The organism is Intestinimonas sp. MSJ-38, from assembly GCF_018917925.1.
Lineage (GTDB): Bacteria > Bacillota > Clostridia > Oscillospirales > Butyricicoccaceae > Pseudobutyricicoccus.
In genome coordinates this window covers 1-17196 of the sequence record NZ_JAHLPO010000012.1, presented here as the reverse complement: position 1 = coordinate 17196, position 17196 = coordinate 1, and the positions used below count along the sequence as shown (strand labels likewise).

Genomic DNA, 17196 nt, shown 5'->3' with positions numbered 1-17196 from the left:
AAGGAGAGAGCGGGATGCGGAAGGAAAAAGAGCATGAGAGCGTGGAAGAAGTCCTTCGCACTTTTTTGCATCGCTGTTTCACCCAGCGGGATATCCCGGGGACTCTGGAGCTGCTTTCTCCCGGCTTTTTTGGCGTAGGCGTCTGGGAAGGGGAGCGGGTTCTGAGCAAAGAGGCCTTTGCGCAGATGATGCACTCCAAAGTTTTTCAGAAGAAGAGCCCCATATCCTATACCATCGCTGATTTCGGGGCCCGGGAACGGGCGGCGGGATGTTGGGATTGCAGCTGTATGCTGTCCTCTGAACAGGAACAGGAGGAAAATTCTGCTCCTGTGCGGCTGACGGCAGGGTTTCATTGGGAAAATGACCGGTATTTACTGGATACTCTCCACCTGTCCCAGGGGAGAACGACCGTGCGGACGGGGGATTTTGCGGCCTTGCAGTTTGCCGCCCGGGAAGGCGGAAAAGAGCGCAGACAGGATCTGCGGGAACGGATGGAACTGCTGGGGCAGGTCATGCCCGGTGGAATACTGGGGGGATATCTGGAAGAAGGATTTCCCCTGTATGTGGCCAATCAGCGTTTTTTGGATATGGTCGGCTGCAAAAATCTCCGGGAGCTGGAGGATGAATTCCAGGGTTTGATCATCAATATGATCCATCCCCAGGACAGAAAACGGGTGCGGGAAGAGCTGGCCGGGCTGCGCTGGCCAGGAGATCAGTATGAGATCCAGCATCGTTTGAAGAGAAAAGATGGCAGCAGTCTGTGGGTACATAATATCGGCCGGCGCACTGTGGCGGTGGACGGCCAGGATACCGTCGTCAGCGTGCTGGTGGATATTTCACGGCAGGTGCACAGCAGGGCCTGCCTGGAACGGGCGGCTCTCACCGATCCTCTCACTGGCATACGCAACCGGAAAAGCGGGGAAGCGTGCATTCAGCAGCAGCTGCAGCAGGTCTCCCGGTATTTGTTCGTTATCATTGACTTGGACAGATTCAAGCATGTGAATGATATTTATGGTCACGATCAGGGCGATGCGGCGCTTTGTGCCGTGGCGGGAATGCTGCGCCGGTCTTTCCGAAAGACCGATGTGGTGTATCGGCTGGGCGGCGATGAATTTGCCATTTTTGTATCGGGCTGGGACGATGTGGCCCCGCTGAAAAGCAAGCTGCAGCGGCTCATCGACTCCTATCGAACGATGATGGAGGAGAAATGGCCCGAGGCCGGTTCCACTTTGTCTATGGGCGGGGTATACAGCAGCCGGCCCGTTCCCTTTCAGGAACTGTATCGCTTGGCAGACCAACTGCTCTATCAGGTGAAAAAGAGCCAGAAAGGGCGCTGCGTTTTGAAATCTTTGGAATGATACTATTTTGACCACATGGTCTTGGCGTATATAGGAGGAAGAAAAATGCCCAATCCCCTGAAAAAACAACAACAGGGCTTTACTGTGCAGGAAATGCTTGTTGTCATAGCGATCACAGTGATCCTGTTGGGGGTTTCCATTGTGGGTGTGGTGGCCTATGTGCGTCATTTGCAGCTGAAGGAGCTGGACAATGCTGCCCGGGAGATCTTCATGGCGGCCCAGAACAGAGCCATATTGATCGGCAGCGATAAGGTGAAAAAAGCGGCTGTAAAAGCGGATGACCAAAATCGGATCGACCATGTGGAGATCATACCCAGCGAGGGGGGCGAGGCCACCACCCAGATCACCGTCTACTATGTGCACAGCAGCGATGAAGAGGCCATGAAGGAGCTTTTGCCCCAGGAGGCCATCGACCCTGCTTTGTGGGATGGGGATTTTTACATCTCCTATGAGCCGGAAAGCGCCAGCGTGGTGGATGTGTTCTATTCCGATGATACTTTGCCGGTGGAAGGGGAGCTTGCCGACTTTGCCGATTTTTATATGCGGTGGCGAAAGGCGGACAAAGAAGAACGGATGAAGAGCCGCCCGATGATCGGCTATTATGGGGGCGAGTCGGCCGAAAGCGGCACGGCCCTGTCTTTGCGCACGCCGGTGATTCAGATCACAAATGACAATGATCTGCAGGTGCAGGTGACTCATTGGGTTCCCCGTGCCCTTCAGATGATCGGGCAGGCCGACCAGGTGAGTCTGGATGTGGAGCTGGAATACCAGGGACAGAAGATCCCGCTGACCCTGGATATGGGAAACCAGAAGGAAAAGCCGGACATCGCCTATTTGATTTATGAGAGCACCTGGACCCTGGAGTCTCTGGAGGAAGGCAAGCATTTTGCTGATCTGTTTTCTGCTCCCGGCACAACCTTGACCTATGGAGAAGATTTTACCATTGTGGCCGAGGTGTCCTATACAGGCACACTGAAGGTGAATGGCGCCCAGAAAATAGCCCAGGACAACAGCCTGTTTGCCAAAGACAGCGGCGGGGAGACGGCCTATATTACCTGCCTGCGCCATTTGCAGAATCTGGATAAAAACTTTTCCCAGGTGGAGGGCAAGACCCAGGCCCAGCAGCTGGGAGATGTGGAAAAGGTGGAAGATTACATTTTCCAGCCTGTTTTCAATGAAGAGCTGAAAAGCTGCGACGGCGGCAGCTTTGCCATCACCGGCCTGACAGCCAAGAGCCGGGAAGATCAGCCTGCTGGCGTGTTTGGCCAGATGGAGGGGACGGAGGACGCTTACCGGCAGCTGAAAAATATCCATTTGGTGGATGCCAGCGTGACAGGAGGCAGCACTCCCACCGGCGCTTTGCTGGGAGAAGGGAAGTTTGTGTCCATCACCGGCTGTCAGGTCTATTGGAACAACCGCCGGGAAGATGGAACTACCCTCCAGCAGCTGCTGGGCAACAGCCAGGATGGCCTGGATTATCAGATCACCGGCCAGGAAATGGTGGGCGGTCTGGTAGGCCGCTTGACAAACGGGACGGTCACAGAGTGCTCCGCCTCTACTTTGGTGAGCAGCAACCTAGCCGCCGGTGGCCTTTTGGGCCAAGGGGACAGCGTGGCGATCGCTCAGTCCTATGGGGCCTGCTATGTCCAAGCGCCGGAGGCCGCAGGGCTTGTGGGACGACTGAATGCGGGTGACACCGCAACAGTGGACAGCAGCTATGCCGTGGGCTTTGTGCAAAGTCCGGAAGGAGGCATGGCCGCCGGGCTGTGCCTGGGGGATGGTTATGGGAGAGTCACATCCTCTTACAGTGCCATGCTGTTTACCACAGGAAGTGTGATCAATTACCCCTTGTGTCAGCAGGGAGGTTATGAAAAGGCCCGCTATCTGGATTCCGACCAGTTCGGTTTTTCGTCAGCACATAAAGGCCTGGCTCTTTCCTATGAAGAACTGCTGGATGAGAGCCGGTGGGATTCTCTGTTTGGCCGTGAGACATTTGATTCACTCAGCGCCGCTCAATCGCACCCTTATAATTTGCAGACCACCCTGTCTCTCACCCGCTACCGGTATCCTGGCCTTCCCTCTCTGGAGCATTGGGGAGACTGGGGCGCCCAGTTCCAAAAGGGCAGCCTGGTCTATTATGAATGTTATGAAGATGGCAGCTATGGCTTCAGCGGCGGCGATGTCAGCCATCTGAAAGACGATCGGCTGGTGACAGAGGACGGCTATGCCGTGGCCTACCAGAGCACCGATTCCATTGCGACCCTGGGGGCCACGCTGGAAGTGACCTATCAGGGGGAAATGGGAGAAGAGACAGAAAAGTTTACCTATCAGAAGGAAACAGACTACTATGTGATGAAGGATGTGCAGGATCTGGGGAAGGAAAATGACTATTACCTTCTCCCCCTGCCCACACAGGTGGTGAATACCACCCATGCTTCTACGGATTTTTATCAGAAGATCGCCATCCAGCACATCACAGAGGATAGGGTCAAAGAGTACTATTACAATCCTCATTTTGCCCACGATCCCCGGTATGCCATTGCCATTCTGGACTATGAAGAGGGACTGGATCTGGATCAGATGGCCCGGCAGCTGCCGGTGCTCCTTCGGTCCCCCCGGCATTTCTGGGATCTGAGCAGTTTTGATGCCTATTTTGCCAGCCAGAACCGGTATCGGTTTTTGCAGCATCTGGACCTGGATTATACTGTTTACCAGGCCTATGATCTGTTTACTGGAAATTGGAAGCAGCATCCGGTGGGCACCAGCTACCAGAGTCCTTTCCGGGGCAATTACAATGGTGGCTTCCATGAGATCCGGGGTGTGCAGCTGGCCACTACCGATCTGAACGGAAAAGAATGCTCCTATGTAGGAATGTTTGGCTACAGCACAGGCGTGCTTCAGGATGTGGTCTATCGGATGGATGAGAATCAGGCCCTCCAGATCAACCGCAAAGGGAACCGCACCCAACCCCTCTATGTGGGCGGGTTGGTGGGCTATAACGGCGGCACGGTGGAAAACTGTGCTGTGTATGGCGGAGAGATCCGGGCCAGCTGTTATGAGCAAAGTATCGTCTATCTGGGCGGTTTGGCGGGGCTCAATGAGGGCTATATCCATTCCAGCATGGCTCAGACAAAGACCGTGACCGCACAGGCCAACCTGTCCGATGCCTATGCAGGCAGCTTTGCAGGCCGCAATGGGCCTGGAGGCACCATCGACCAATGCTATGGCGTGGGCAAGGTGGATGTCAGCCGGGCCCGGTATGGCACGGTGTATGCCTGCGGTTTTGCCGGACGGAATGAAGCGACCATCCGGCGCAGCTATGCCGCGGCGGCCCTTTCCGCCGAAGGCGGAGCCCTGCGGTTTGGTTTCTGTGCCGATCCCACCTATGACTGCGTTTATCTGGATCAGGGAAACTTTTCCTATCTGGGCGAAAATTACGGAGCGCAGTATGAGGATGATGGGGCCACTTCGGTGACCTGGGCTCAGCTGGCCGGGCAGCAGGCAAGCACGGCGGTGGACGCCATGGGCATGGGAAGACCGGTGTCTGCGGCGCAAGGGAATTATCCTTATCCCGGCACTCTGACGGGGGCTGGGGGGCAGTATATCCACTACGGAGCCTGGCCGGATCGGATGGATCTGGGAAGCATGGGCGTTTATTATTGGGAAAAGCTGGTTATTGATGGGGCTTCTTCCTATCATCTCAGCGCCATTTGCGATGGAGGAAATCAGGCCATTTACAGTTCTACTCTTTCGGAGGCCCACGGGGACAATGGCGTGGTCACCCAGTATGGCTATGGCTATTTCCACCAAAGCTCTTTGAGCCGGCCTACGCTTCAAAGCCAGGATATTTATTGGGACGATAGGCTTTTTTCTGTAAACTACGCCACAACAAATCAAGAAGCCGATGATGCGCTGCGCCACTTGATGGGTGAGCAATATCAATTTTATAGCTATAACACCTGGCAGAAAGACCAGGGCCAAGGTCTACACTTGGTAGTGAATGGAGAAAATCAGGCAAGCAACCAGCCGCCAGTGGGAACCTGGACATTGAACAACAGTTTTACAGTTCGTTTGAATCCTTTATTTGCTGCATCGATGAGCACGAGGGCGCAGGCATTGCCGGGAACAGAGAGCAGTCCCTATCAGGTGCGGTCCATCCAGCAACTTCAGTTTATCAACTGGTACGCATATCAGGGACAGAAAACTGTCAATCGAGTGGCTGCGCCAGGAGGTGGAGAGGGCTATCTATTCCTCAATAACCGGCTGACGGCTCAGCAAGGACGACAATATTCCTGGGTGCAGACCCATGATCTGGACGGCAGCCAGGTGAAAGATTACACCCCTATTGCAGCGCTTTATGATGAGATTGCTGAGGGAACCAAACCGTATACACCGGGGAAGATCATTGCTTGGTTCAGCGGAAGCTACAATGGAAACGATTACACGATTCAGGAACTGTCCATTTCCACGGAGAATGTGAACACCACTGGCCTGTTTGGCGTGACAGTCAATGCAAATCTGAGCAACATTGTTCTGTACTCTCCCAGCGGTAAGGCTACTATTTCTGCCACCAATCCGCAGAATAGTTCAGAATACAGAACCTGGTATGCCATTGGTGGATTGGTGGGACTTGCGGCGAATACGGGAGAGAGCAATCGCTCCATCCAGAACTGCGCTGTGGCCGGATACACCATTTATGACAATAACTCTGGCTGTGAATACGGCGGAGGCGGTGTAGGCGGGCTGGTAGGCATATGCAACATGGCTTTGAGCAAGTGTACAGCTGTCACCCGCATCGAATTGAATTTCAGACACAGCGACAATGCACGAAACATTCGTGTGGGTGGTATAGCCGGTTCCTGCCAAAAAACCATCACCAACTGTTATTCGGGAGGAAGCATTGTCCAAGGGGAGAATTTGCTGGAATCTTCTGCTTCCAATCTTCATATCGGCGGCATCACCGGCGGCTATTTCATGAAAACATTGAATTTTGCCACAGTTGCTGGTTATACGCCTCCTCCCATTCAGGCCGGTTTGGAAAAGAATAGAGTGCCGGAATTGCTGGTTACCACTTTTAACAATTGTTATACTTATGTGGATGTGGATCATCGGCTGAAAGAGATCACAAAGGCCGGTGGCAGTTATTATGCCATTGGCGGTCTGGGAGAAATTTTCCGCAAAGAGAATTTTTCCAGGTTGGCGAACTATAAAAAATGCTTCTATCTTGCCCAAACAGCAGATAATAGTGTATTGGACAGATCAGAAAATGTGCAAAACTGTTCCTATAAAAGCCTCTCTTCCGGAGATGCTTTCAAGAGTTTGCAAAATGCCGGATTTTCCACTGTCACCACCAAAACAGACCAGGGAGACTCTTTGGATGGACGGTACAGTTTCGGTAACGATCTCAGTCTGCTGGGCAAAGATTATCCCTTCCCCACCATTCTTACCCAGTCCAGTGATCTGGTGGAAAGTAAGCTGGCCAATGTGCATTACGGCGACTGGCCCTTGGAAGGCATCCGCCGTCCCAGCGGCGCTCTGCCGGTAAATCTGGATCTTTTTGCCGATTATTCGGAGGAAAAAGGAGGAGCAGTCTGGGAGGAAACCTTCACTTTGTCCGGTGTGGAGCCGGGAGGACAGTGGTGGGTAGAAAGTGCTGCGCCGGCAATCGCTCAGGCCCAGCTGACAGGAAGCTCACAGAACGACTGCACCGTACAGGTCACAGCCCTTCAGGCGGGCAGCACCACAGTGACGGTATCCTACCTGGCGCCGGGACAGACCGAGCCCTATACCCTGGATGTGACGATCAATGTGACAGCCAATCTGCGCCTGGCCGCGGCCGATCCCTTGCCGGTGAAGGTGTTCACCGAGGAACGGGTGGAAGTGCCGCTGGAGTTGCGGGATGGGGAAAACAGGCCTCTGCCCGAAAAGCTGAAAGAACAAATTCAGATGACTGCTTTGACGACGGAATTTGATCCTGCCTACTTCACCCAGGTGAAAACCGATTTCAGCGCCATTTCCCTGGCTGCTGAAAGCCGTCAGGCATTGGGGGCCACCCAGATGACGCTGGCCTATGATTTCACCTACGGAGCGGCCAGCTATCAGGCCACCAGCGCCCTGTCGCTGGAAGTGGAGACGGCGGAAGTGCAGCTTCCCCCGTTGGAGTTTGTGCTGAAAGCAGGGGAAACAGAACAGAAGCAGAATTATACCGCTCAGGATCTGGAATTGTGGATGAACGGCGAGCAACAGACTGTGAAAGAGATCCATGTTGTGGAGATCGAAGAAGTGGGCGAAGAAATGCGGGAGATGATCTGGGCCCAATGGGCTGTGGATTCGGATGGTGCAGAAATTCCCGGCACCGTGGAAATCACCGCCTATGCCCAGAAAATTTATCCCACTATCGCTTCGGTGCGGCTGCGCATCGCCTTCCAGTATGAAGGCCGGACCCATATCCAGTGGCAGTATCTGCAGGTGAATATCCGGGATCGGGCAGAAGGGGGCCAGCCATGAAAATAGCTTTGAAACGAAAACTCCAAAGTCAGCGGGGAGCCTCCCTGCTGCTGGCCCTGCTGTTTCTTGCGCTGTGCTCTCTGGTCTCGGCTACCATCCTGATGGCGGCGGTGTCCAATGCAGGCAAAGCCCGCAGCAATCTTCGGGAGCACCAAAGCTATCTGGCCCTGTCTTCGGCGGCGGATCTCATTTGTGATGAGATCGTCCGCTCGGAATACCAGGGAATATACAATTACAAGGAAGTAGTGGAGGAAACGCCGGTAAAAGACCCGGAAACCGGTGAAGAGACCATTGAAACGACCACTTATTACTACTTCACTCAGCTGGAAGGCAGCTGCACTCGCAAAGGAGCGGACACAGAATCCCAGCTGACCGGACTGCTGAAGAAAGACCTGGACACCCTTTTTGCCCAGCAGATCGAAAGCACTTTGGATAGAGGCAAGTTTGCCACATTGACTCTGCAAAGTGGAGGCACCTTTAACCACACCTGGAAGGTACATCCCCAGACCGGTACAGCACTGGACGAAAAAGAGGTGGAGGTACAGCTGAAAGTGGTGAAAGAGTCCTATGCCATTGAGCTGACGGCCCAGCTGGACGGCTACCAGCTCCAGGCCGAGCTGACTCCCAGCACCAACCGGCCCTCTCTGCCCGGTACGCTTTCTCAAGGAGATAACAAAACGGAACCGCTGCAGTGGAAAGTGGGCTGGATCACCACGGGAGAGGAGGAAGAATGAAAGCCATGAAAAACAAGCTGAAAAGCCAAAAAGGGGAAACCCTGGTGGAGCTGTTGGCGGCCATTCTGATTTCTGCTCTGTCGGTGGCGCTGCTCATGAGCGGTGTGGCGGCCTCCATCCAGATGATCCGCAAAAGCGATGAGACCGATGACCGGTTTTACCAGGCCCTTTCGGCGGCGGAAAACCGTGAGACTCCCGTGGCCGAGGGGGTAGATACCGCTCCTCAGGTGAAAGTCCAGGAAGGGGAGTGCGAGGTCTTGCTCCCGGTGCAGGTCTATGGCACAGAGGAGCTGTATTCCTATGGCTTGGAGGCGACCGGCCCATGAGAGCCATGAAAAGCAAGCTGAAAAGCCAGAAAGGCGTAACTTTGGTGGAAGCGGCAGCGGCGGCGGGAGTGCTGGCTGTGCTGGCCCTGATGCTCCACACCGGTCTTTCCATGGCCAATCGCAGCTATCAGCAGGTGACAAGCCAGGCGGAAAGCCGTCTGCTCTTGTCCACGCTCACCGATCTGCTCACCCGGGAGCTGCGTTTTGCCCGGGATGTGACCCTTTTGCCCGATGGCACCCTGGATTACTACACCAGCATCAGTTATGGCCGCCGGACCGTTCTGAGTCTGGACGATCAGGGACAGTTGCTGGCCAATGGCCGGCGGATGCTTTCCACCGGAGCTTATGGGAATGGCACCGGCCAGATCAAAAATTACAAGATCACCTATGAAGACGGTGTTTTCCATGTGGAATTGCAGGTGTCCGGGGTGACGGGAGAAAATCAAGCAACCAGTTTTTCCGTCCGATGTCTCAATGGAGACCGGGGGGAGGGAGGAAGTATATGAAATACACAAGACTGGGCGACCTGCTGGTGGGCAGCGGGGCCATTACCCAGCAGCAGCTCCAGCAGGCCCTGGCTATCCAGAAGGAAAACGGCAAGCGGCTGGGCGATGTGCTGCGGGACAGTCATATCATCACCGAAAGCCAGGTCATCGATGCTCTGATGGCTCAGCTGGGTCTGGAATTCATCGATCTGAATTCGGCGTCCATTTCCTCGGAGATGGCGCAGCTGGTGCCCAAGAGCCTGGCCAAAAAGCACCGGGTAGTGCCGGTGCGGGCCACCCGCTCGGAACTGTATCTGGCCATGAGCGATCCGCTGAATTTTGCCGCCATCGAAGAGGTGGGAGCGGCTACACGCCGTCAGGTCATTCCCATGATCGCCACCGAGGAGGCTCTGGAACGGGCTTTGCAGAACCTGTACAGCAACCAGGGCACCATGAAGGCCATCGAGGATATGCGCCGGGATCTGGACACCAACCAATATGGTTCGGCGGTGCGGATGGGGGAGGAATTCCAGCTGGCCGCCGATGAGGAGGACGAAAATGCCGCCCCTACCATCCGGCTGGTCAACTCCATCATCCAGCGGGCCTATACAGAAAAGGCCAGCGACATCCATCTGGAGCCCATGGGTACGCAGCTGTCCATCCGTATGCGCATTGACGGCGCTTTGCGCCATATCATCACCGTTCCCCGGGAATTGCAGATGTCGGTGATTTCTCGCATCAAGATCATGGCCCAGATGGACATCGCCCAGAAAAACATCCCCCAGGACGGCCGTATCAATATGACGGTGCAGCAGGAAAACCTGGATCTGCGTGTATCCACTTTGCCCACTATTTATGGGGAAAAGATCGTGATCCGTCTGCTGCGGAAGGATGAAAAGATGGTTTCGATGGAGGGCATCGGCCTGCGGGGAGAAAACCGGAAGAGATTCCTGGACCTGATGGCCGGGAGCCGGGAAGGGGTGCTGATGGTGGTAGGCCCCACCGGTTCGGGCAAAACCTCCACATTGTATACCATGATCGATCAGAAAAAGAGCGAAGAGATCAACCTGATTTCCCTGGAAGACCCGGTGGAATACCACATGGAAGGGGTCTGCCAGGTGCAGATCAACGACCGCACCGACCTGACCTTTGCCAATGCTTTGCGGGCGGTGCTGCGCCAGGACCCGGACATCATCGCCGTGGGCGAGATCCGGGACGGTGAAACAGCGGAGATCGCCATGCGGGCCGCCATGACGGGCCACCTGGTGTTCACCACCATCCATACCAATGATGCCCTTTCTTCCATCGACCGTCTGCTGGACATCGGGGTGGAGCCTTATCTCATCGCCGGCGGCGTGCGGGGCATCATCTCCCAGCGGCTGGTGCGGAAAATTTGCCCCCGGTGCAAGCAGGCCTACACCCCCTCCCAAGAAGAGCTGGAGCTTTTGGGACTGCCCCAGGGCGACTACCAGTTTTACCGGGGCACCGGGTGTTCCGAGTGTTTCCATACCGGCTACCGGGGCCGGACAGGTGTGTTTGAAATCCTCACCATGACCCCGGATATGCGCCACGCCATCCATCAGAAGGATCGGAAGGCCATGGAGGAAGCGGTGCGCCGCTCCACCTTCCGGCCCATTCTGGAGGATTGCGCCCATCTGGTGGCCGAGGGCATTACCACCACAGAGGAAATCGTCAAGGTCATAGGGGGACAAGTGAAATGAACATTGAGAGTTTGATCGAAAAAGCCAGGGAGCAGCGGGGCTCCGATGTGCACCTGGTGCAGGGACTTCCCCCCAAGTGCCGGGTGGATGGAAGCATACAGAACCTGGAAGAGGATCGGCTGGACAAGGAGCAATGCCTTCGGTTTGCCCACGAGCTGGCCGGGGAGGATTTTCCCCAGCTGGAGCAGGCCGGAGAGGTGGACCTGGCTCGGACCATTGCCGGGGTGCGCTGTCGTATCAATGTGTTCCGGCAGCAGGGGGCCTATTCCGCTGCCATCCGTTTGCTCAATGACCACATCCCGCCTTTGGAGGAGCTGGGGCTGCCGCCGGTGGCCCAGGAGTTCTGTTCCTATAACCAGGGCCTGGTGCTCATCACCGGCGAGACCGGTTCGGGCAAATCCACCACCCTGGCTTCGCTGCTGGACCGGATCAACCACACAAAGCCGGTGCATATCCTCACCCTGGAGGACCCGGTGGAATATATTTACACACCGGATCAGAGCCTGATCAACCAGCGGGAGATCGGCCGGGACACCATGAGCTTTGCCGCCGGGCTGCGGGCTGCGCTGCGTGAGGACCCGGATGTGATTCTGGTGGGCGAGATGCGGGATCTGGACACCATCCAGACCGCCCTCACCGCAGCCGAGACCGGGCATCTGGTGTTCGGCACGGTGCACACCAATTCGGCGGCCGATTCCATCGACCGTATCGTGGATGTATTCCCCGCCGAGCGGCAGCAGCAGATCCGCTTGCAGCTGTCCATGACCCTGAAAGCAGTGCTTTCCCAGCAGCTTTTGCCCAAGGCCTCGGGAAGCGGGCGGGTGCTGGCCTGCGAGGTGATGAAAACCGACGACGCCATCCGCAATCTGATCCGGGAGGGCAAGACCCCCCAGATCCAGAACGCCATTCAGACCGGCGGGGCCATCGGCAATATCCTGATGGACCGGGCGCTGCAAAACCTGTACCGCAGCGGCTCCATCACCCGGGAGACCATGGAGCAGGCCATGCACGCACCGCCTTCGCCGGCCCAAGGTATGGGAGCGGCTCCCCTGGGGGCTCGGCCCCGGGGATTTACCCGATAGACAGGGGGGAAAAGCGTGCCAACCTATCGTTATGAAGCCGTGGGCGGTGATGGCCGGAAGGCCGAAGGGGTGCTGGAAGCATCCAACACCGCCCAGGCAGTGGCGCAGATACGCCAAAGTTATGATGTGGTGCTCAAGCTGGAGGAAATCTCCGCCCAGCGCACCGATCTATTGGAAAAATACCAGAAGCTCAACCTGAAGGTCTTTGCTCTGATGTGCCGCCAGTTTTCCATCATCCTCCAGGCCGGCCTGCCATTGAACCAGGCAGTGGACCTGGTGGCCTCCCAGGTTTCCGACCGGATGCTGAAAAAGCTGCTGGGTCAGGTATCCCAGGACATCGCCAACGGCTGGAGCCTGTCCTATAGCTTTTTGCAGCGGGGCAAGGGAAAACTGCCCGCCGTGTTTGTGGAGACCATCCAGTCCGGGGAGGAATCGGGAGATCTGGTGCGGGCCTTCCAGCGGATGAGCACCTATTACGACCGGATGAACAAGACACGGAGCAAGGCCATCGGGGCGCTGATCTATCCCGCTTTCCTGTTGATGGTGGCGGTGGGGGTTATTCTGGTCATTATGACCTTTGCTGTGCCCACCTTTGCTTCCACTTTTTCCGGCATGGATCTGGAACTGCCTTTGACCACCCGGATCGTCATCGGCCTTTCTGACTTTTTCAGCAAATACATCTGGGTGATTCTGGCCCTGGGGGCCGGCGGATTGTTTGCCCTGCGGCTGTATGCCGCCACCGAAAAAGGGCGGGTACATATGGCCAGGGCCCGGCTGACTTTGCCCATCTTGGGCAAAGTGGCGCTGATGACGGCGGCCAGCCAGTTTTCCCACACCATGTCCGCCATGCTTTCCGCCGGAATGCCCATTCTGAAGGCACTGGACACCGCTTCCCGCTCGGTGAGCAACGCCTATCTGTCTCAGCAGATCGGGGGCACCATCCCCGGGGTGGAAAGCGGCCAATCCTTGGGTGAGTGTATGCGCCAATGCCCGGATCTGCCTCCCATGCTGGTGAATATGACCGCCATGGGCGAGACCACCGGCACTCTGGAATCGGTGCTGGAGATCCAGGCGGAATTTTACGACAACGAGGTGGATGTGCTGTCCGCCCGGGCCTTGTCTCTGCTGGAGCCCATTATCATCTGTATCATGGCGGTTTTTGTGGTCATCATTTTGCTGTCCATCTATCTGCCCATGTTCCAGCTGTACGACGCCATTTGATTGAAAGAGACCTTCAAAGGCGGCACCCCCCGCCTTTTGACGGATACAGTATTGCATCCTTTGCCGGGAGGGCGAAGGGAAAGTATAAGGAGGAGTCAATATGAATCTGAAAGAGAGACTGCGGAAGAAAATGAAGCGCTCCGGCGGCTTCACCCTCATTGAGATGCTCATCGTGGTGGCCATCATCGCCATCCTGGTGATTGTTTCTATTCCTATGGTCAGTTCCAGCCTGGACAAGGCAAAGTCGGCTACCGATGATGCCAACGAGCGGGCTGCCAAGGCTGCGGCTATGATTGAGTACATGATGAATGGCGCTGGAACGGGTGAAGCAACATATTATTACAATGCAGATACCGGAAAAGCCCAGACCGGGAACACACCGACTATTAGTGCGTATGGTCAAAAGAAAAGCGGATTTGTTAAAGTTGAGATTAGCGCTACAGGCGAAGCTAAAACAACTTGGGTTACAAGTGTAAGCTAACAAAAACATTGCATCCATAACATTCCAATCACCGCCGGGGGTGGGGTGGCCCCCGGCGGCACAAAACCTCTGTGGGAGAGGGCCGAATGTTCGGCCCTCTCCCAGGGCGGTTTCAGACAAAACCCCGGAGACTGGTTTCTCCGGAAAAAGGAGGATCACCATGGACGCCCAGCAGCTTTTCACCGGATATCTGGCCTTCTGCATGGCCCTTTTGGGGGCGGCCATGGGGAGCTTTCTGGCCTGTGCCGCCGACCGGCACGGTCTTCCCACCGGCCGCTCCTGCTGCGACAGCTGCGGCCATGTGCTGGCCCCCCGGGATCTGGTACCCTTGTTCAGTTTTCTCCTGTCCCGGGGCAAATGCCGCTATTGCGGCGCGCCCATTCCCCTGTCCTGCCTTGCGGCAGAAGGGCTGGGGGCCTTGTCCTTCGGGGCGCTGACCCTCCGTTTCGGCCCGTCCCCACAGCTGGGGATGCTTTTGGGGGCGGCGGCGCTGCTGTTATTGCTGTCGCTGATCGACTGGAAGGAGCATATTCTTCCCGACCGGCTGCTGCTGGTGCTGGGCGCTTGGCGCCTTTTCTGGGCCGTTCTCCTGGGGGAGAATTGGCGGGAAACCCTGCCAACCATGCTCCTGGGGGCTTTGAGTGTGTCCCTTCCTCTGCTGGTGTTGTCCCTTGTCATGGACCGGCTGCTGGGAAAGGAGACCATGGGCGGCGGGGATATCAAGCTGCTTTTTGTGTTGGGGCTTTATCAAAGCTGGCTCCAGATGATTTTGCTGGTGTTTTGCGCCTGTGTACTGGCCCTGTTGTTTGCGGCCTTGGGGAAGAGCCGGGGGAAAGAGATCCCCTTCGGCCCCTTCCTGGCCATGGGCTGGTTGGTGGTGACTTTGTGGGGTGAAGGCTGGGTTCAGTGGTATCTGAGCCTGCTGATATAAAAAGAGGAGCGTATCAATGGGAAACAGACGAAAAATTGGATTTGACCTGGGCAACCACAGTTTGAAAATTGCGGTGTCCAAAGGGGATAAGTGGGAATATCATCAGGTGCTTCTGCCGGAAAACCTGATGGAAGAAGATCAGATCACCATGCCCCATGCCTTTTCGGCCTTTTTGAAAAAGACCAAAAAAGAGCTGGGCCTGCCCAAAGGAGAGGCCGGACTGATCCTGCCCGGCGGTCAGGTGATCTGCCGCCTGGTGACCATGCCCCGGATGCTGGAAAGCCAGCTGCTGCTCAATCTGCCCTATGAGTTCAGCGACTTTATCCGGGGAGAACCCCACCAGTATCACTGCGATTATGCCATGTGCCGTCCCACCGGCCCGGAGCCGGAAGAAGGGGAAGAAGCAGAGATGACCATGATGGCGGCTGCTGTGGAAAAACGGCAGGTGCAGGAATATGTGAGTATGTTTGCCGCCGGAGGCTTTCACCTCAAACGCATCCTGCCCCAGGAGATGGCCCTGATCCAGCTGGTGGAGGCTTACACCAAGGCCCACCCCGGAGAAAGCGAGGAATTCTGCTTTATCGATCTGGGGTATCTGTCCACCCGGATCTTTGTGGTGCAGGGGGACCGGATCAAAACCACCCGCCGGATTCCGGCGGGCTGCCGTCAGCTGGACAGCGTGGTGGCCGATGTACTCAATGTGGATGGATTTTTGGCCGACAGCTATAAGCGCAGCAATTACCAGGGGATTCTGGAGCATCCCCGGTGTGTGGAGATCTATGAACACATCGCCGTGGAGGCGCTGAAGCTGATCAATTTTTATCACTTCACCTATCGCCAGAATCAGCTGGCCGGTGTGTATCTTCTGGGCGGCGGGGCCGCCATTGCCCCCTTGCGGAAGATGCTGGAGGAAACTCTGGGGCTTCCTGCGCTGCCGGTGGAAGGGCTGATGGGCGCCAGTGGGCAGCCGGTGGACAATATAGGCGCGCTGGCCTGCGCCGCCGGGCTCATTGCCTGTGAGGAAGAGGAGGGATAAGGAATGAAACTCAACACCGATATTGGCCGTTTGGTGAAGGGGAAAAAGGAAACTTATCCCACCAAAAAACGGATGAATCTGTATTTCAAGGTGGATCGCACCACCGCTCCTGCCACAGCGATCCTGTACATTTCCTTTGTGGTGGTGGTTCTGGTGGCGCTGTCCAAAGTGATGATCCTGGACCCCTGGCTGGAAGTGCGCGGCCTGGAGGAACAGGCCCGTCAGCTGGAGGAGGAGAACGCTGCCCTTTTGCTCCAGCTGAAGGATTTCAGCAAGGTGCAGGAGGAATATCTGCGCATCGCTCCCACAGAAGAAGAACAGGCCCAAGGGGATATTTTGGAGGTCTTGCAGCTGATCGACGGCGTCATCCGTCCTTCGGCCCAGGTCAAGCAGGTGTCTGTTTCGGAGAACAAGGTGCTGCTCACCTTTTCCGGCGTCACTCTGGGAGAAAGCGCTCAGCTGGTTTCCCTGCTGGAGCAGTCGCCCTTGGTGACCGGGGCCAGTGTGGATACCGCCGTCTCCCGGGAGGAGGACCAGGGCTTGAGCGAGGTTCATGTATATTTTGAAATAAATATGGAGAAAGAGGTGCAGCCGTGAGGAAATTGTCCACCCGGGAACGGGTATTGCTGGCCATTTTAGTGGTGGTGGCCGTTGTCAGCGGTTATGTGCTGCTGTTCTCCATGCCCCTCAATGAAGAGATCCAGACCCTGGGCCAGGAGATCATGGAAAGCGAAGATCTGAAAACCCAGCTGGAAAGCCGGTGGAGCCAGCAGCAGCGGCTGCAGCAGCTGACGGAGCAGCTGAAAAAGCAGGAGGGAGAAGTCCGGTATATGCCGGAATATGACAACCTACAGGCGGTGATGGTGGAGCTGAATACCATTTTGGCCGATTGCCAGGAATACTCCCTGACCTTTCAGCCGGATGACCCGGAGGATGCCATCTATGCCCGCCAGGCCACCATCCCTTTTACCTGCGGCAGCTATGACCAGGCGCGGGATGTCCTCCAGCGGCTGCATGACAGCCCCTTGCGGAATCTGATCACCGATGTGCAGATCACAGAGCAGGACGATGGATCGGTGAAAGCCACAGCTACCATGCTCTTTTTCGAATATCAGACCGATTTTCAGCCTGCGGAAAAAGAGGAAACCACAGAAGATTGATAAAGGCGAAAGAAGAAAAAAGCCGCCCTTCCATTTGAACTGCACCCCATTTGTTAGACAGTATGATATACTATCTAACAGATGGGGTGATTTATTATGTCAAGAGGAAAACCAAACAAACGATACACGCCGGAATTCAAGAAGCTGGTCGTAG

Annotated in this window: 13 protein-coding genes; all 13 read left to right on the top strand. The window is 56.0% G+C overall.

Annotated elements, in window-relative coordinates; translation table 11 throughout:
* Window positions 1-14 precede the first annotated feature (14 nt).
* The 13 genes from KQI26_RS08765 (at window position 15) to KQI26_RS08705 (ending at window position 17042) form a co-directional block, all read left to right on the top strand.
* On the top strand, window positions 15-1358 hold the full coding sequence (locus KQI26_RS08765; RefSeq protein WP_216504122.1) for a diguanylate cyclase domain-containing protein: 1344 nt from the start codon (window positions 15-17) through the stop codon (window positions 1356-1358).
* A 45-nt stretch (window positions 1359-1403) separates the two neighbouring features.
* The gene (locus KQI26_RS08760; protein WP_216504121.1) at window positions 1404-7865 is read left to right on the top strand and encodes a Tfp pilus assembly protein FimT/FimU; all 6462 of its coding nucleotides are present in this window, start codon (window positions 1404-1406) and stop codon (window positions 7863-7865) included.
* Window positions 7862-8599: a hypothetical protein gene (locus tag KQI26_RS08755; protein WP_216504120.1), complete on the top strand. Its 738-nt coding sequence runs from the start codon at window positions 7862-7864 to the stop codon at window positions 8597-8599. The genes KQI26_RS08760 and KQI26_RS08755 overlap by 4 nt, the downstream gene beginning before the upstream one ends.
* Window positions 8596-8925 (top strand): type II secretion system protein J, encoded by a 330-nt coding sequence (locus KQI26_RS08750; RefSeq protein ID WP_118747100.1) that lies wholly within the window; start codon window positions 8596-8598, stop codon window positions 8923-8925. The genes KQI26_RS08755 and KQI26_RS08750 overlap by 4 nt, the downstream gene beginning before the upstream one ends.
* A complete protein-coding gene (locus KQI26_RS08745) occupies window positions 8922-9431 on the top strand; it encodes a hypothetical protein (RefSeq protein ID WP_216504119.1) in 510 nt (169 codons plus the stop codon). The genes KQI26_RS08750 and KQI26_RS08745 overlap by 4 nt, the downstream gene beginning before the upstream one ends.
* Entirely contained in the window at window positions 9428-11131 is a 1704-nt protein-coding gene (locus KQI26_RS08740) for a GspE/PulE family protein (RefSeq protein WP_216504118.1), read from the top strand. Before KQI26_RS08745 ends, KQI26_RS08740 begins: the two co-directional genes overlap by 4 nt.
* Window positions 11128-12213, top strand: a complete 1086-nt coding sequence (locus KQI26_RS08735) for a type IV pilus twitching motility protein PilT (protein ID WP_216504117.1) — start codon at window positions 11128-11130, stop codon at window positions 12211-12213. The genes KQI26_RS08740 and KQI26_RS08735 overlap by 4 nt, the downstream gene beginning before the upstream one ends.
* Window positions 12214-12228: 15 nt before the next feature.
* Window positions 12229-13434 (top strand): type II secretion system F family protein, encoded by a 1206-nt coding sequence (locus KQI26_RS08730; RefSeq protein WP_216504116.1) that lies wholly within the window; start codon window positions 12229-12231, stop codon window positions 13432-13434.
* 100 nt (window positions 13435-13534) lie between these two features.
* Window positions 13535-13915, top strand: coding sequence for a type II secretion system protein (locus tag KQI26_RS08725; protein ID WP_216504115.1), 381 nt, complete (start codon window positions 13535-13537; stop codon window positions 13913-13915).
* A 160-nt stretch (window positions 13916-14075) separates the two neighbouring features.
* Entirely contained in the window at window positions 14076-14846 is a 771-nt protein-coding gene (locus KQI26_RS08720) for an A24 family peptidase (protein WP_216504114.1), read from the top strand.
* Between the two features lie 16 nt (window positions 14847-14862).
* A complete protein-coding gene (gene pilM / locus KQI26_RS08715) occupies window positions 14863-15882 on the top strand; it encodes a pilus assembly protein PilM (protein ID WP_216504113.1) in 1020 nt (339 codons plus the stop codon).
* 3 nt (window positions 15883-15885) lie between these two features.
* Window positions 15886-16479, top strand: a complete 594-nt coding sequence (locus KQI26_RS08710) for a hypothetical protein (RefSeq protein WP_118747093.1) — start codon at window positions 15886-15888, stop codon at window positions 16477-16479.
* Entirely contained in the window at window positions 16476-17042 is a 567-nt protein-coding gene (locus KQI26_RS08705) for a hypothetical protein (protein ID WP_216504112.1), read from the top strand. Before KQI26_RS08710 ends, KQI26_RS08705 begins: the two co-directional genes overlap by 4 nt.
* Window positions 17043-17196 lie beyond the last annotated feature (154 nt).

Excerpts from the sequence above, each read along its gene's own strand:
- KQI26_RS08745 (WP_216504119.1), top strand. The coding sequence starts at position 8,922 with ATGAGAGCCATGAAAAGCAAGCTGAAAAGCCAGAAAGGCGTAACTTTG.
- KQI26_RS08725 (WP_216504115.1), top strand. The coding sequence starts at position 13,535 with ATGAATCTGAAAGAGAGACTGCGGAAGAAAATGAAGCGCTCCGGCGGC.
- KQI26_RS08710 (WP_118747093.1), top strand. The coding sequence starts at position 15,886 with ATGAAACTCAACACCGATATTGGCCGTTTGGTGAAGGGGAAAAAGGAA.
- KQI26_RS08750 (WP_118747100.1), top strand. The coding sequence starts at position 8,596 with ATGAAAGCCATGAAAAACAAGCTGAAAAGCCAAAAAGGGGAAACCCTG.
- KQI26_RS08760 (WP_216504121.1), top strand. The coding sequence starts at position 1,404 with ATGCCCAATCCCCTGAAAAAACAACAACAGGGCTTTACTGTGCAGGAA.
- KQI26_RS08720 (WP_216504114.1), top strand. The coding sequence starts at position 14,076 with ATGGACGCCCAGCAGCTTTTCACCGGATATCTGGCCTTCTGCATGGCC.
- pilM (WP_216504113.1), top strand. The coding sequence starts at position 14,863 with ATGGGAAACAGACGAAAAATTGGATTTGACCTGGGCAACCACAGTTTG.
- KQI26_RS08740 (WP_216504118.1), top strand. The coding sequence starts at position 9,428 with ATGAAATACACAAGACTGGGCGACCTGCTGGTGGGCAGCGGGGCCATT.
- KQI26_RS08735 (WP_216504117.1), top strand. The coding sequence starts at position 11,128 with ATGAACATTGAGAGTTTGATCGAAAAAGCCAGGGAGCAGCGGGGCTCC.
- KQI26_RS08765 (WP_216504122.1), top strand. The coding sequence starts at position 15 with ATGCGGAAGGAAAAAGAGCATGAGAGCGTGGAAGAAGTCCTTCGCACT.
- KQI26_RS08755 (WP_216504120.1), top strand. The coding sequence starts at position 7,862 with ATGAAAATAGCTTTGAAACGAAAACTCCAAAGTCAGCGGGGAGCCTCC.